Annotated in this window: 17 protein-coding genes, 1 tRNA gene and 1 pseudogene; 10 read left to right on the top strand and 9 right to left on the bottom strand. The window is 55.8% G+C overall.

Features of this window, described 5'->3' with window-relative positions:
• Positions 1–51: 51 nt before the first annotated feature.
• The 3 genes from MLPF_RS04980 to MLPF_RS04970 form a co-directional block, all read right to left on the bottom strand.
• Complete coding sequence (locus MLPF_RS04980) at positions 52–1,392, bottom strand: ABC transporter substrate-binding protein (protein WP_045843393.1); 1,341 nt, start codon at positions 1,390–1,392, stop codon at positions 52–54.
• Positions 1,393–1,483: 91 nt separating this feature from the next.
• On the bottom strand, positions 1,484–2,308 hold the full coding sequence (locus MLPF_RS04975; protein ID WP_045843392.1) for a carbohydrate ABC transporter permease: 825 nt from the start codon (positions 2,306–2,308) through the stop codon (positions 1,484–1,486).
• Positions 2,295–3,281, bottom strand: a complete 987-nt coding sequence (locus tag MLPF_RS04970; RefSeq protein WP_082082397.1) for a carbohydrate ABC transporter permease — start codon at positions 3,279–3,281, stop codon at positions 2,295–2,297. The genes MLPF_RS04975 and MLPF_RS04970 overlap by 14 nt, the downstream gene beginning before the upstream one ends.
• A 355-nt stretch (positions 3,282–3,636) precedes the next feature.
• Between MLPF_RS04970 and MLPF_RS17125 the strand changes: the two genes are divergently transcribed.
• Complete coding sequence (locus MLPF_RS17125; protein ID WP_050039212.1) at positions 3,637–3,873, top strand: hypothetical protein; 237 nt, start codon at positions 3,637–3,639, stop codon at positions 3,871–3,873.
• Positions 3,874–3,875: 2 nt separating this feature from the next.
• On the opposite strand, the pseudogene MLPF_RS17120 reads toward MLPF_RS17125, so the two are convergent.
• Positions 3,876–3,953: pseudogene (locus MLPF_RS17120) on the bottom strand (hypothetical protein); the annotation flags it as partial.
• A gap of 51 nt (positions 3,954–4,004) precedes the next feature.
• Between MLPF_RS17120 and MLPF_RS17115 the strand changes: the two are divergent.
• Positions 4,005–4,322 (top strand): hypothetical protein, encoded by a 318-nt coding sequence (locus MLPF_RS17115; RefSeq protein WP_050039211.1) that lies wholly within the window; start codon positions 4,005–4,007, stop codon positions 4,320–4,322.
• Positions 4,323–5,409: 1,087 nt separating this feature from the next.
• On the opposite strand, the gene MLPF_RS04960 is transcribed toward MLPF_RS17115, so the two are convergent.
• From MLPF_RS04960 to MLPF_RS04945, 4 genes are all read right to left on the bottom strand, one after another.
• On the bottom strand, positions 5,410–5,970 hold the full coding sequence (locus MLPF_RS04960) for a hypothetical protein (protein WP_156147174.1): 561 nt from the start codon (positions 5,968–5,970) through the stop codon (positions 5,410–5,412).
• On the bottom strand, positions 5,874–6,281 hold the full coding sequence (locus tag MLPF_RS17110) for an NAD-binding protein (protein WP_420329618.1): 408 nt from the start codon (positions 6,279–6,281) through the stop codon (positions 5,874–5,876). The genes MLPF_RS04960 and MLPF_RS17110 overlap by 97 nt, the downstream gene beginning before the upstream one ends.
• Positions 6,282–6,350: 69 nt before the next feature.
• On the bottom strand, positions 6,351–6,620 hold the full coding sequence (locus tag MLPF_RS04950) for a hypothetical protein (RefSeq protein ID WP_050039209.1): 270 nt from the start codon (positions 6,618–6,620) through the stop codon (positions 6,351–6,353).
• A gap of 276 nt (positions 6,621–6,896) precedes the next feature.
• On the bottom strand, positions 6,897–7,124 hold the full coding sequence (locus MLPF_RS04945) for a hypothetical protein (protein ID WP_156147172.1): 228 nt from the start codon (positions 7,122–7,124) through the stop codon (positions 6,897–6,899).
• 679 nt (positions 7,125–7,803) lie between these two features.
• On the opposite strand from MLPF_RS04945, the gene MLPF_RS15575 reads away from it, so the two are divergent.
• The 7 genes from MLPF_RS15575 to MLPF_RS04915 all read left to right on the top strand — a co-directional run bounded on the left by MLPF_RS15575 (position 7,804) and on the right by MLPF_RS04915 (position 10,097).
• Positions 7,804–7,926: a hypothetical protein gene (locus tag MLPF_RS15575; protein ID WP_272946118.1), complete on the top strand. Its 123-nt coding sequence runs from the start codon at positions 7,804–7,806 to the stop codon at positions 7,924–7,926.
• 75 nt (positions 7,927–8,001) lie between these two features.
• Positions 8,002–8,169: a hypothetical protein gene (locus MLPF_RS04940; protein WP_236685078.1), complete on the top strand. Its 168-nt coding sequence runs from the start codon at positions 8,002–8,004 to the stop codon at positions 8,167–8,169.
• A gap of 535 nt (positions 8,170–8,704) precedes the next feature.
• Complete coding sequence (locus MLPF_RS04935; RefSeq protein ID WP_156147171.1) at positions 8,705–8,920, top strand: hypothetical protein; 216 nt, start codon at positions 8,705–8,707, stop codon at positions 8,918–8,920.
• Positions 8,921–8,970: 50 nt separating this feature from the next.
• Positions 8,971–9,213: a hypothetical protein gene (locus tag MLPF_RS04930; RefSeq protein ID WP_045843388.1), complete on the top strand. Its 243-nt coding sequence runs from the start codon at positions 8,971–8,973 to the stop codon at positions 9,211–9,213.
• Positions 9,200–9,349 carry a hypothetical protein gene (locus MLPF_RS04925; protein ID WP_236685077.1) on the top strand — a complete coding sequence of 50 codons (150 nt, stop codon included), beginning with the start codon at positions 9,200–9,202 and terminating at the stop codon, positions 9,347–9,349. Before MLPF_RS04930 ends, MLPF_RS04925 begins: the two co-directional genes overlap by 14 nt.
• 14 nt (positions 9,350–9,363) lie before the next feature.
• The gene (locus MLPF_RS04920; protein ID WP_236685076.1) at positions 9,364–9,537 is read left to right on the top strand and encodes a hypothetical protein; all 174 of its coding nucleotides are present in this window, start codon (positions 9,364–9,366) and stop codon (positions 9,535–9,537) included.
• 486 nt (positions 9,538–10,023) lie between these two features.
• Positions 10,024–10,097 (top strand) — tRNA-Ile (locus MLPF_RS04915).
• Between the two features lie 933 nt (positions 10,098–11,030).
• On the opposite strand, the gene MLPF_RS04910 is transcribed toward MLPF_RS04915, so the two are convergent.
• Positions 11,031–11,207: a hypothetical protein gene (locus MLPF_RS04910; protein ID WP_156147170.1), complete on the bottom strand. Its 177-nt coding sequence runs from the start codon at positions 11,205–11,207 to the stop codon at positions 11,031–11,033.
• 1,182 nt (positions 11,208–12,389) lie between these two features.
• Between MLPF_RS04910 and MLPF_RS04905 the strand changes: the two genes are divergently transcribed.
• A complete protein-coding gene (locus MLPF_RS04905; protein ID WP_237756001.1) occupies positions 12,390–12,569 on the top strand; it encodes a hypothetical protein in 180 nt (59 codons plus the stop codon).
• The last annotated feature ends 1,123 nt before the right edge of the window (positions 12,570–13,692 follow it).

Genomic DNA, 13,692 nt, shown 5'->3' with positions numbered 1-13,692 from the left:
ATCGCTCAGTTACAAGATTATCCGCTACAGCCCGGTTCTGATGCTTCCCAGCTAACGATGAGTTGCGGCGTTGGCTGCCGCTTGAGCCTGACACAGGATTGTTGCGACATCGCCGTGGCCGAGGAACAGTTCGTCGAAATAGCTTTGCAATGCGTCGTTTCCGGCAGGAAAGCCGGTGCCGCCAGGAGCCGGAATGTGCGGGCCGTCCAGCACCGAGAAAAAAGGCGTTACGTCGATGCCTTTCGCGGCCCAGTAGTCGAAGTAGACCGACTGAGCTGATCGCACTGCTGGGATGGCAGCACCGTGACGGCCCAAGTACGCGTTGCCTTCCCTGCTGCCCATCCAGGCCAATACCTGACGCACCGCATCCGGATGTTTGGTTGCCGAATTACCTTCTGCAGCAATACCATTGGTAACGCTCACTCGTCCTTGCGGACCGGTTGGCATCATCGCGATACCCCAGTGGAACCGGGCCTCGTGGGCTATTGGTCCCAGGTTGTAGGTGCCGGATTGGAAGAGCGCCATCCTGCCAGACAAAAATTGGTTGCGCGAGAAATCACTGTTGTTGTTGGTGTCTGAGGCCGGTGGTGCCACGTGGTCGTTGTTGATCAGATTGACCAGGTATCGGAATGCCTCGACCGCCGAAAGGTTATCGAAGGCGAATTCGTCGCCGCGCTGGAATATCCCACCGGCGGAACCGATGTAGTTAAGGTAGATGGCCTGGGGGTCGTTGGCTGCGTTGTACCCCCATTGACGGACTCGTCCTGAGTCGAAACCTTTTGCGTTAGCGACATTTCCATTGGTATCTAGGGTGAGCTGGGTCAACAAGGGACGCAAGGTGTCCTCATCGCTAGGAGTCCATCGCATGCGGTTTAGCTGGACCGGATCAATACCGGCAGCAGCGAGCAGGTCCGCGTTATAGAACACGGCGATGCCGGCATCGGTCAACTGCGGTACACCCCATAACGTGCCGGTTCGGGTGAACTGGTCTACCACTGCTGGCTCCCAGTCTGAGGCGGCCATCTGGCCGAGGCTGTTACCAATGTTCATCAGCCGACCGCTGTCAGCATATGCTGCGAGGTAAGCGCTTGATAGCCAGAAGATGTCGTCGGCGCTGCCGCCGGCTACGTCGGTGCGTAGGGTATTGAAATATGTCGAGTAGGCAACTACGTTGGTATGCACTTCGATATCGGGATGCGTACGGGTGAAGGCCTGGAAAGACTGACTATATGCTGCGGAAATCTGATCAGCCCACAGGCGCACTGTAACGACGACTTTGCCGCCACGTAGCTGTCTTTCTGACCAACCCATCAGCATTGCTGTAGCAGTCAACAAGACGGTTATCAGCGCAAGCGCTTCGGCAACTAACGTTGAATAGCGGTGCCGGGTCACGTTGTGCTCCTATACACACGTTGCGATCGCTGCGGCGATCGTGGATCCACGAAGACCACGACCCTGAAGGAAATCTCGTTGTCAAGACAGCTCATTTCAACCCCGAGACGACGATCGAGGTGACTATGTGTCTTTGGAAACAAACGAAAAGTACGATCAGTGGAACGATTGCGACCGTGGTCGCGGCCATTACTAGCGTCCACTGAGCGTTGAATCGGGACTGTAGGTCAGCCGTCGCGACCGTGAGCACACGCCACTTGCTGCCGTTAGTGATCACCAACGGCCACATGAAGTTATTCCACTGTGAGACCACTGTGATAAGTGTCAAGGTTGCTAGAACCGGGCGGTTGGATGGAATCACGACATGCACGATCACGTCCAGAGTGTTAGCGCCGTCGAGACGTGCCGCGTTGATCAAATCTTTTGGGATGATGCGAAAGTGCTCGCGCAACAGGACAATTGCGTACGGGGAGCCAAACATAAACGGCAGTACCAGCGCCCAAAATGTGTTGCGGAGGCCGACTTGGGCCATCATCAGATACAGTGGCACCACCGTAACCGTCGCCGGCACCATCAATGTCGTAATGTAGGCCCAAAATAGGGCATCGCGCCCGGGAAACTGTAACCGTGCGAACGCGTAGCCAGCTAATACCGAGAAGGTCAGCTGACCAAGAAGAATCATTGCCGTCATCAACGCGGTAACCGCGGTCGCGTGCAGAAATCCAGCACCGTACAGGCCAGCGTAGTTAGCCAGCGTGGGTGGTCGTGGCAACTGCAGTGGTGTACCGGTCGCAAATTGGTGCGCTGACGTGAACGACGTGAGTAAGCCGAGTGCGAACGGTGCGACGGTGATCAGCGCACCGAGTGTCAGGCCGGTGTAGGTCACGGTGTTGGAAAGGCGACTAGGTGAGCTCATAGCTGATCCGACGCTGGAAGTACAAATGCTGAACGACGGTGACGCCGAGTAGAATGACAAATAATAACACTGCCATCACCGATGCTCGCCCAATGGCTGCGGAACCGAATGCCTCGGCATAGATGCGGTGCGCCACCAGGTCGGTGCGGCCCTTCGGACCGCCGTCGGTCAGCGCATAGACGGTGTCGAAAACCTGTGCTGTGCTGACGAATCCGGTGACTAGCACAAAGAACATCGTCGGCCGCAACATCGGCAGGGTGATGCGCCAGAACCGCTGCCAGGCATCGGCACCGTCGATGCATGCGGCAGCGTGAATGTCTTTTGGGATAGCCAGCAGTCCGGCGAGGAACGACAGCGAGACATAGCCGAAGTTGGTCCAGACGACGACCGCCGAAACGACCGGCAACGCAAGATCGGGATCGGAGAGCCATTCGATGCGATGTCCTAGGATCATGCTGAACGCACCGTCGGTGGGAGCAAGTAGCCAGCGCCACAACACCGCGATTGCCAAAGGGGCGCAGATCCACGGCAGAACGTATAGCGTGCGAAACACACCGGTGCCTGGAAGTTGGCGGGCCAGCATCGTCGCGGTAAGCAGGCCGAGCATCGTTTGAGCGGGTACCACGATAGCTACGAAGATGGCTGTGACAATTAGTGAATTGGCGAAGTTGGAGTCGGCCAGTACCGATCGCCAGTTGGCCAGTCCAACATAGTGCAGGGGCCCCAGCAGGTCCCACCGGAACATGCTCAGCCAGATCACCACGATGATGGGTAGCAACAAGAAGGTGACAACGCCGAACAGGCTGGGGGCCAACAGGGCGTAGGCCAGAGCGATGGATCGTGGGTAGTTCCTCTTTAGGGCGCGGTTCCTGTGCGTCGTTCTCCCCCGCAAGCAGAAGATGCCCTCTATCTCATCGTTTAGCTCTGTATCGTGGCTGGTGTTGGTCATGGAGGTATTAAAGCGGGCGCACATGTGTGCTCGTTACAGTGTAGCCGTGACACCGAACCTGTAAATCGATACTGATTTCTTGGATCTGCCGCACTAAGAGTTGGCCGAAGCCGCGTTGTCGGCGGCCTCTGTGGCCGGGGTCAACTGCGCTTGACTGCGCATTCGCCTCCTCTGCATCGAGATCATCCAGCTCCGTGACGGCGAGCTAGAGACCGAGGTGGCCAGCTGCGAGATCGGGTTGGCGGTCCGGGTGAGCGTGGGCAGCACGTGGGGGGTTCGCCTCGTACGCTGAGCTGGCGTCTTCCGTGGCAGTCGGCACAGCACGCCGCGCGGTACGGGATGGCCACCACGTTCGTGGCGCTCTACAGCGAGTGGCCTCGTGCTTGCGCCCGAGTCGGTCTACGCCAACGTCAGCTGGGTGTCGAGTTATCGGATCGGCTCGTTCAGCATCCCCGCAGCGGACAAGATCGCCGTGCTCGAGGAGTTTTCCTTACGGTTGATGGACGCCGACGGCATTGACCACGTGTCGGCTGGTTTGATGGCAGTCCAGGAAGAGTTCTACGCAGACACCTTCGGGTCGTCAATTACCCAACAACGGGTGCGGGTAATGCCGTAGGTGGAGGCGGTTACGGCGGTCGCCGCAACCAGCAACACCACCCGGTTTTCCACCGCAGAAAGCAGAGCGTCCTGCTGGGTCAGCCGCGCTCCAACGGGTGCTCGTATGCCGATCGCCGCATCACGTGCCGAATGCAGCGGATAGCCATTGTGTTGCTGCAGTCTGACCCTGCCGAGATTACTACTGTTGACCTGATCGCCCAGGTTGACGACGGCATCTACATCGTCGGCGACAAGTCATTGTCGATCGATAAGCAGCGCTACAACTTTCAGTCCACCGTGCAGTGGTTATTCCGCATCCGAGACGGCCTTCTGGATGGTCAACTGCGCGCTGTTGCGTATCAGGCCATCACTGATTCTGGAATTCCATGGCAACCGTGTGCGGACCGTCGACCCGGCTGCGGCATTCAAGTGCTGCCAAGGCCCAGTCCGGCTAGGTGGTCGCCGTGAGCCACGGCTGTACTGTAGCCTTATTTCGGAGCGCCAACATACTCAACATCCGTCCCGAGGGCGGCTGATGATCACGGCACAGTATGTTGTCAATCTGTTGCTAGATCAGGCGGAGAAATCTGAACGGGCCGACGAAAACACGGTAGTGGTCCCCCGACCGCGTCGAAGCCACTTTGCGCTGGGCAGGCAATGCGATGACTAGCGATGGAATTTCTGTCAATCGAAGTTTGGTCGTGATTTCGGTTGTGCACCAAGGTGGTAGTGCTTTCGTTAGCACAGTGTTATCGGCGGAGGTGGATTCACTTCTCTTTAGTGCTTTCTGGGCTGGTACCTCCATCCCAAAGAAGTGACTCGGTCTGCGCCAGAGACCGGTGATGCTGCGCCGCTGCTGGGCTGGTGCCGGTACATCCGACGATTGGGACACTGTTATGTCTGGCACCGGAGCTGAAGTGTTCGCCGATGTCTCCGGCTCGATGAGCCGGGGACATCGGCGACTGTATGGTTACGCGCACCACAGTGTCTAGACGACGTTTTGGCGTCGTCGACGGGACTTCGTCGACGCTAAGCGGGCGATTGAGATCAATACCAAACGGAGCGACGCAATTGCTTGGGCGGGTGTTGGCTCACTCAATTTCGTGAACGTGCCAACCGATCTGCTACTCGAGCAGCTGTCGATAACGCCCGCTGGACATGCGGCGATGCGCGACGCAGGCCCGCGTCAGCGAGATTACCCTGTCGCGGGAATGGGGGGGACTAGACCACCTGTGCGACGATGCCTTCGCTACGGATATCAAATTTCCACGTGTCGTCGGTGAGGGCCAGGTGCAACAGCCGATTGCCGAGCGGCAAGGCGCGTCTCACCGGGTGAGAAATGGGGCTCCGGTCGTGTCGCGGGTGCGGGCTGAACGTTCAACGACTTCTGCTCGCCTTGGCCCGGATGTATGTGCTTGACCTGGTCACCTCCGGAATACATGGCGTCGTTCAACACCATTGCCGACTGTGCATGTCGCTGCGCGAGAGCATCACGCTCGGCCTCGGAGGCTCCGGGACTCTCTATGACGACATCGACCTCGTTGAATCTCAGATGTTACTCGATGACTGCGCAAAAGCCGAGCGGCAGGTATGTGGATGCGTTAGTTTGGACACCGGCGCATCTCGTCGCCGAGGTGAGCATTAGCTTTTCCGATATTGAGGCCGTCGCGCTGACCTTTGACATTATGCGTAAAGCCGGCCCATAAGGTTGTCCTGTTGTTGGGTGGCCGACCCCTGCCCGGGGGTCGAGTAAGGCACCGAGCGTTACGTGCTGGACACCGCCGGTGAGGCGGTGTCCAGTTGATGACTGGGTGCGTGGCATCGGCTCGAATGGGCTTGGTGGGTAAGACAAAAAACTTGACGTCCAACTGTTGCTCTCCCGGCGGGCGTTCATCATTGATTGGATGCTGCCGGGTAGGCTGTCCCTTACGCAGTGTGGCGAACTGTTTTCGGTAGGGATCAACAAGGTAAACGGTGTTGCTGGCGCTGAGTAAGGTGTCCCCTCTCGGGCCAGCTGAGCTAGCGCAGCTTCCCGGGTGATCGCAATGAAATGAGTTTGCGCTGCCAGCTCGAACATTTGCAGCCCATCGAGTGCGTGGTCGGCTTGTACTTGCATTTCGCCGATCCGGAAAGAGCGGTTTCCGACCGAAAACGTCCCCCAGCCCCTGCAGTCCTAGCGGACGCCACCCTTGCCGGTTGGCAGCGGCTTCCACCCGGTGTCTCAGCATTGCACGAAGGACGATTCTGTATGTCATCGCTGGTAAGCGCCGCTACGACGTGGGCTTGGTAAACACGAGCCGCTTCCAATGTTTGGGGGAAGCTGACGTTCCCGAAGATTACCGGTATGGCGAGTTGGTCCGCTGTCGACAAGAAACGGGTGTTCATATCGCACTCGATCACCGCTACGTCATATCCGGCTGCGGTCAGATCAGTGACGACGTGGATGCCGAACGCGCTTAGCCTGACGACAATTATGTGGTTGCCTGGGTGGCGTGCTTACGGGCATTCGTTCGGCCAGACGAATCGACGCGACAGCAGTACGTTGGCGACATAAGCGACAAGAAACGTGGTGGTGGTCACGCTAACCGGCATCAACATGGCGGTGTACATTCGTAGCCAGGTTGGTTGCTGGGCAAAGCTGAAGTAGCCATAACCCACCGTCGTGATCGTCTCGTTGGTGAGGCAGAACGTGCCCTCCCGGGGGCGTATAGCCAAAGTGCAGTAATGCCCTTGAGCTGGCTTTACGGCACTCAGGGCGGCGATCACGAGTATAGAATGCGGGGTTGATTTCGGTTGGGTAAGGTGCGCGGTGTTCAATGATCGATGCAGTCGAGAGCGGCATGAACGTGTTCTGTTCGGATACTGAGCCCTAAACACTTTAGTGGTCTAGCTGGTCAGTGTTGTCTATTATGGCCGTCCAGTCACCGGTGTGCACTTGCACACCTCCTCCAGGACATGGCATTACATTGTTGGGGATGGTGTTGTTGTTCTGGCTGCGAGCTATTGCTACCGGGGCAAGATCGCGATAGGTTACGCGTTGCTTCAGTGCCAAACCATGAATTCAATGCCGGCCGACTCGAAGGGTGTGTGGTGCGCCCTGGGCATGTCTCGACAACCACCAGCGCCGGCAAAGGTTGCGACCTCAAAGATTGCACCGGGACTATCGTCGTCGGCCACCTTTTCTCCCAGCACTTCGCCGGCTAGCTGTGCCACCATGCAAATGTTTCTATTTAGTTTCCTTGCGAGGAAATCGGTTTCGAGATTCTTCACGTTGTCATCTTCGGCGCAAATGACGGCGGTTGCTTTTGCTATCCCCCTTTGGCGAGTTCCGTTTTAGCTTGGGCGTTGGTGAGTTCAAGACCAAGGAGTGTGATGGTACTTGCGTTCGCTCTCTTCAATTCTTGTCGTAGCTAGTGCGTGGTCACCGTTGACGATAACCTGCTGGTGCATGAGTTTTCCACTCCTCAGTAGAAAATTGATCTAGATAACCACACTAAATTCTTAGAGTATCAAATCATACGAAAAACGATTACTATAGCAACAGCTTTTCTACAGCTGGCGTAGTGTAGTTTTCTTGTTTACGATGATGTTCATTCTTAATTTCGGGCAAGCGAATACCCCGGTCGATGCGAGCAAGAAAATTACCTGTGCTGCACGAAAATAATCTGATCAGATTGCTGATATACAATCAATCGTATTGTTCTACATAGCAACTACAGTTGACAGTCTGTTGCCAGCTATCCTGCATTGCTAAAAGCAACCGTGTTGCTACTTAAGTGCCAAAATGCTTGATAGCCAAATGGTGTTGTTGAGTCTCAGGTTCACATGTTATTCAGCATAATTTCTTCCCTGTTAAGGTCCATGATTTGTTATATGGAGATCAACTGAACTCGGGGAGATATTGACAACTATTTTGATTGATAGATGAGGTACATGGTTGCATTTTTTGATGTGTGTAAGCGCGGATTGCTCGGGAGCGGCGTTGATCATCGGTGTCATCCTGTTGATTCTGGTGTTGGTGGCTGCGTCATATCGGCAAGTTGTCATGGTATGTACCCGGCCCGGTGGGTAATACGTGGTCGTATGAGACAACCACGGGCCACGGGTGGTGCAGATCGCTGCTGATAATTTCGTAGTCACTGTCGTGGTGCAGTGCGAGGACGGGACAGTGGTGATGGTTTTGGCGATGTCGGTGCTAGGCTACTGTAACCTGGAAAGCAAGGTGGGCGTGGTGTCGCTGATGTGTCTGGCGAATCTGCGTGGATTGCGGGAGGCCAGAATGCTGTTTGTGCTATACCGACTTACGCTTTTGTAACTATGGTCGTCGCTGACGATTGTGGTCGGTTTTGATTATTAAATTTTTTAGTGCTTACCGAAATACGATCCGCAACAGATTGTCTTGGTGGTGCCGGTTCATCAGGGGGGCGGTCTAGTGATGAGTACGACATTGTTGGCCGTGTGGCTCGTTGCTGACCGGTGTTGAGGTCGTTGTCAACGCGATCAACAATTTCCTTCAGCCCGAAGGTGTTAACACGCTTCGGGCACTGATCGTGATAGCCTGCATCCTTGGGGCATTATTGTGGCTGGCGTGGCTTGTTCGGCACATGTCACCCATGCCACACCCTAGTGTTAGTTGACGGATATCCGTCGATGTTGTCCGAGATTGCCCAGACGGTCTTCGGTCCCGGCGTGATGGGCAACATCCTGTACTTTTTTGGTGCAAGCGTCGACTGTGGCCATTCTTTTACCTGTTGCAACACGTGTTTCAAGGGTTTTCTCGAGTTGGCCAGTTTTGTTGCTGAGAAACGTTTTTCTTCCGCGCCTGGTTTATGAAACATGGTCATCGTTTGGTGTTTTCCAACGGTCTTTCGACGCCCACCCGTGCTGTCTTTGGCGTGCTGGTTGTCACCGGCGGCTCGGTCAATGCGTTGGTGCCGTTATTCGCAATCGGTGTGTGCACCGGGTTCGCGATGGCCGGCTACGGCATGGCCAATCATCATTTGACCCGCTGCAGGTCAAGCTGGCGGTGCAAGCTGGTGGTCAACTTGTCGGCGGAGGTGTTATAGACGATCGGGGTGGGCATCTTCGCGGTGGCTAAGTTGACCAAGGGTGCGTGATGCATATCGTTATGTTTCCCGTGCTGGTGTTGGCCTTAGTGCAGTTCAACCGGCAATACCGCGCTGAGGTTTTCGTTCTGGAGATGTTCCACACCGAACGTCCCAACCTGGCCAAGCATCTGTGCCTTCGGGTACCGGTCTTCGTGGATTCGGTTGATTTCGCGGAGATCGAGGCACTGCGTTACGAAAATGGGCTGCATGCCGACGACCTCACTGCGGTTCACTTCGTTGATCGAAGCTGATTATACTGCGTGGCGCAAGGAACGCCGGGAGCATTTTGAACACCACACGCCGCTGCGGGTGGTCGATTGCCCGGATTACCACCTGATTCGGATTATACATGTGTTGATAGCTCAAGTGCTCAATATGATCATCTAGGCAGCAAGGTTACGGTGCTGCTGCTTCGTCGAACGTATTCGCTGTTCCTGGGCCAGTTGCTTCATGATCGCACAGCCAACAAGATGGTCCGCGCCGTCAGCCGCATTCGAGGCGCGATCGCAATCATCATGCTTGACGACATAGAGTTGCGGATATCCACGGTGGGTGCTCGCCGGGGGCTCGAATAGTGCGGCATAACGGGCTACGTGGTCACTCGACCGCTTGAAAACAAAACTTGTGCACTGTACTCAATTTTCTTATTGGGTGGTCGTCGATACGACGGCGCACTGCGATCAAGTACGATGCCTGAAGCTTAGTTGAAGGTGCGAAGGTTTCGAGGGCGTTTAGTTTCTGAATGCCCTCCTGTTCCCAAGCCGTTACGGCGTATCTAACCGTCGACCCGTCGACGAGTACTGCAGAGCGTTCGGGAAAGCTTGCAATGCGGTGGGGGCCACGGGTTTCGTACCGCACGGGCTACAGCAGACTACGGTGTCGTTGGCGATCAGTGCAGACACTAATGTCAAGGCTGTGCAGAGACTTCATTAATGCATACGACGGCTGCTAGTACCTTTGACCGCCACGGACGCTCGTTAAGCGACTGGATAGCGTCGCTGACGTGGGCCTGAATATGTCGAGGACGCAAATGTACTTGCAGCTAGATTAGGTTTTAAGGGGGGGCGGTAGCTCAGTTGGTTAGAGCCGCGGACTCATAATCCGTTGGTCGCGGGTTCGAGCCCCGCCCGCCCCACTTCAGCCCTACCGACCACCCACGCCCCCACTTCAGACGATTGGAATATCTTAGTTAGCATCTACCTGCTGTGTTTATATGACTGAGCTTTTTTGGCTGGTGGCTCTGACTGCCCGTGCTTACGGGTCGCGCACGGCGGCTAACGCATATTTTGCCGAGACATTGAGACGCGTTTGGTTGGCGAGTTGGGTGTGTCACTTGGCTTCAGTTGGAGCCTTGGTTAAGTTGTGCGCTGCCGGTTGTTGATTCGTCGGGCTGTGGCGGCGGTAGAGGTGTACGGCCGCGGGATCGATGGTACCGATCGTGTGCTAGCGTTCAGAGGTCCTACAGGTCGTGCGCGGCGATCAGTCCACGTTGCGGTCTTCGATGTGGCGAAGGTAGGAAGTGTGGTAATGAATAATTCCGCAGTGGGTGTGTTGGCGTAACGCTGAACTACGGGCCGTCGCTCGGTTGGTCACACTGATCAATTGCCCGCCGAGAGCTGCTCCAGCCACAGAGATGGATCCGGTAGTGGTCCGTAGGAACCGATGGCCGGGTATCGGGATGTTGCTGAACAGCCAGGGTTCGGCTGAGTCGTTTGTGGGTGCGAGCGAGCGCCCGCAGCAGCGCAGAGTTTATAGACTACATTGTCGGCGACGGTAGTGCGATCGCTGATCGCGATCAGGTCGATGTTTTCACTAAGCTGCTCATTTGGACAGTGGGTGCGGTGTCGCTTATGAAGTCGATTCGGTCGCCGAATTTCCTGCTCAGGAAGGTAAGGCAGGTGGGAGATGAGATGGCCCCGTTGAACTTGCTTGTCAGCGAAGCAGAATTGGAGGCTACGGACCGTTGGTCGTCGCTTTTTGGTCGCGAGTGGTACGTGACCGGTCTGTGTCGCTGCACTCGTAGAGTGCTGCGACAGCGGACGGGACATCGGTTTTGGCGTAACTGAGGCTAGGGACGGCGAGCCAGGTCGATGATCGTCTGCTCGGGTGTGGCCATCAACATCGATCCAAGCTCGATTGCGTAACGTTCGGCGCCCAGGCTTGGAGTGTCGTGTTTGATGAACTGCACGACTGCCGGGTGGTTGGATAACACGATGGGGCTGTACTGCTGTGGTACCGCAACCACAGCGGTGATCAGCTCGGTATTGTCCTGTGTAGTTGCGCCGTGTTGACGCCCATCACGACGATATTGTTGGCGCCGTGGCTATTTCCCGGTGGCGATCTCCAGGCCAGGCATCCAGGCGTGTTCCACCATGTCTTGCGGTACCATTACGTAGTAGCCGTCGATGGGACAGCACAGAAGCCCGCGTTCAGCGGACCGGGCTAGCTGCGGTCAGGGGATAGGTATTAAGTTCGCGCGGCGTCGCATAATTCTTAGCGGCGCCTGGGCAAGGCTAGCGGATAATAGAAGAGGTGCGATGGCCCTGTGCCATGTTACTCCCAAATATGCAAAACGTGCCTTTGGTAGAGGACAAAATACATATTTTGATAGCAAGAGGAGATGCATCAACCGCGCGATATTCATTCGGTTATGGTCCCTGCTAGATGAGCGTGTGACTTTTCATGGTAGTCAAAATCGGAGCTATGGTGTCGGTTCAACTTTCAGACAGGATTCATGGCTGTGGTGCGCTCTATATCGTTTGTCGCTTGTTGTGAAGCGGAGCGGACACTTCTTCAGGATGCGTAATTACGATCGCATCTTAGTTGCTAGGGGCGTGGCGGAATCCGCTTTCTCAGATCATTGTTTGGGGACAGGCGTATCGCATTAGGCATGGGTTGAGCTAGCGGTACAGACGAGGTGCAATACAGGTCGCATCGAAATGATCATATTCGGCGAGAACAGCGCGAATATTGTTCATTTTCAATTTATTGCATCTTGAAGAGCAGAAGGTTGTCGGGTTGAGGTTTCGGTCATAGTGACGACGAACCCAAGCTCGATCCAGCAAGCACACTGAAGGATTACTATACAGTGCTCCGTAGCCACACGCGAACGGTAGTGGTTGTCACAGCTCTTGTGGTTTCAGGCAGAGATGGCCGACGCTGGAGGACAATCAACCCAACTCGAAGCCTACTGGGGTACGTTTCGACACCGCGAGGCACTGCCATCTGCGGACAGTACGCCGCTGTCTAAATCTCATCCACCACGACCACAGCCCTAAGTCCTAATGCAGCAAAGCCCGTCGACGTGCGGGAACGTAAGTGACTCCCAGGTTCGCAGCCGGCTCCGCGTACGGAATGCAGGCCTTGTCGCCAGTGTTTCAGATGATGTGGCATGTGTGCCACGCGCCGGCATGAGGAGGCGTGCATCGTGTCTGAGACATTCAACGCTCTTCTGGCCAAACGACTTGATGACTCCGAGTTCGCATGGCACTACGCTGCTGAATTGGCGCGCATCGGTGCTATCGACCCTGTCCTCAACCAGTTGGATGACTCGCGGGAAGCCGTCGAATCTAACCAAGGCTTAGCTTGCCCGTGCGATCGATTCTGACCCCAGCGTTGTGCGACGCTTGCTGTTTGCACAGACTGGCAACCGACATTAGCCACAGTAGCTGGACTGGCGGCAACACTTGGTCTGAAGGTCATACATGGGTCCATGTCCACTGAGGAGCATAGGCGGATCACCGGGCCGATGCTCGTCGCTATCGGTTAGTCGGATTTCACCAAACGTGGTTTGTGGCTGAAATATTTCTCACCCTAAGTCGCGTACTTTGGCATAGTCTTTCTTCGCTGAATGTCGCTCGGACTGACTTGCTCATACCCGCAATTACAGCGAGGATCGGCCGTCGCTTTCCAGAGCTTCTGCGTCCAGGAGGCAAAACAGTCGGTAGTAGCGGTGCGACTTCGAATCATCGACGCGGACCTCGTGTTACCCTTATTTACCGACCCGTGCATCGCTTCCTAGTGCTCACCATCGTCGAATCGTTTCGGCGGCGCTTACGCCACCACTTTCAAAACCGTGAGTATCGTCTCCTCTACCTTGGCCAGGCATGTTTTTAGGAAGTCGAAGCCAGGGAAGCTCTTCGCGGTGTCGTCGATGTGCCGTTGGAATAACTCAACCGAATGGGAAGCATCCGACGACAAGCCTTGCTTAGGCCCTTTCCTTGCCTTAATTCATGAGCGAGAATCTGGTGTCGTCATCGATGGCGCACCCGAACTGTGGCGCCAAGTACTTGCACGCCACCCACGCAATATTGGCCATATCGTCAACGTCCCAGCCCGTAGCTAGTGAAACTTTACTTAACAACAGGTAGCTATATCAGGGCATCTACGACTCCTTCGAACAGCAGGTCACCGTTGCTGAACAGACCCCATGGATGTACACGTTCAGCGACGGAATCACCTGCGACAGTTGCGACGTCCTCACATCTCTGGCGTGAAGTTGGTGCGGCATGCGGTACTCGTCATTGCCAGCATCTGGGCCCTCATCTAGCACCGGCTACCCGTACGACGTGGTCAATGCCGCTAATCCCGTTTTAGTTTTCGAGGTACCGATGCAGGCGCCCTGGACGTTTGGGCCGGTACCGCCTGGCGTGCCGACATCACCGAGCTACGCTCAATCCGTCTAGTTTACTGTCACCAACATCATGGCTTGGATCAATTCAATGCCAGTC

The sequence above is a fragment of the Mycobacterium lepromatosis genome, assembly GCF_000975265.2.
GTDB classification, from domain to species: Bacteria; Actinomycetota; Actinomycetes; order Mycobacteriales; family Mycobacteriaceae; genus Mycobacterium; species Mycobacterium lepromatosis.
This window is presented reverse-complemented; position numbering and strand designations above follow the sequence as displayed.

What these genes read in the sequence shown, in the direction of transcription:
- MLPF_RS04970 (WP_082082397.1), bottom strand. Translation starts at nt 3,281, where the DNA reads ATGTGCGCCCGCTTTAATACCTCCATGACCAACACCAGCCACGATACA.
- MLPF_RS04930 (WP_045843388.1), top strand. Translation starts at nt 8,971, where the DNA reads ATGCATATCGTTATGTTTCCCGTGCTGGTGTTGGCCTTAGTGCAGTTC.
- MLPF_RS04975 (WP_045843392.1), bottom strand. Translation starts at nt 2,308, where the DNA reads ATGAGCTCACCTAGTCGCCTTTCCAACACCGTGACCTACACCGGCCTG.
- MLPF_RS04960 (WP_156147174.1), bottom strand. Translation starts at nt 5,970, where the DNA reads ATGCAAGTACAAGCCGACCACGCACTCGATGGGCTGCAAATGTTCGAG.
- MLPF_RS17115 (WP_050039211.1), top strand. Translation starts at nt 4,005, where the DNA reads ATGCAGCGGATAGCCATTGTGTTGCTGCAGTCTGACCCTGCCGAGATT.
- MLPF_RS15575 (WP_272946118.1), top strand. Translation starts at nt 7,804, where the DNA reads ATGTGTGTAAGCGCGGATTGCTCGGGAGCGGCGTTGATCATCGGTGTC.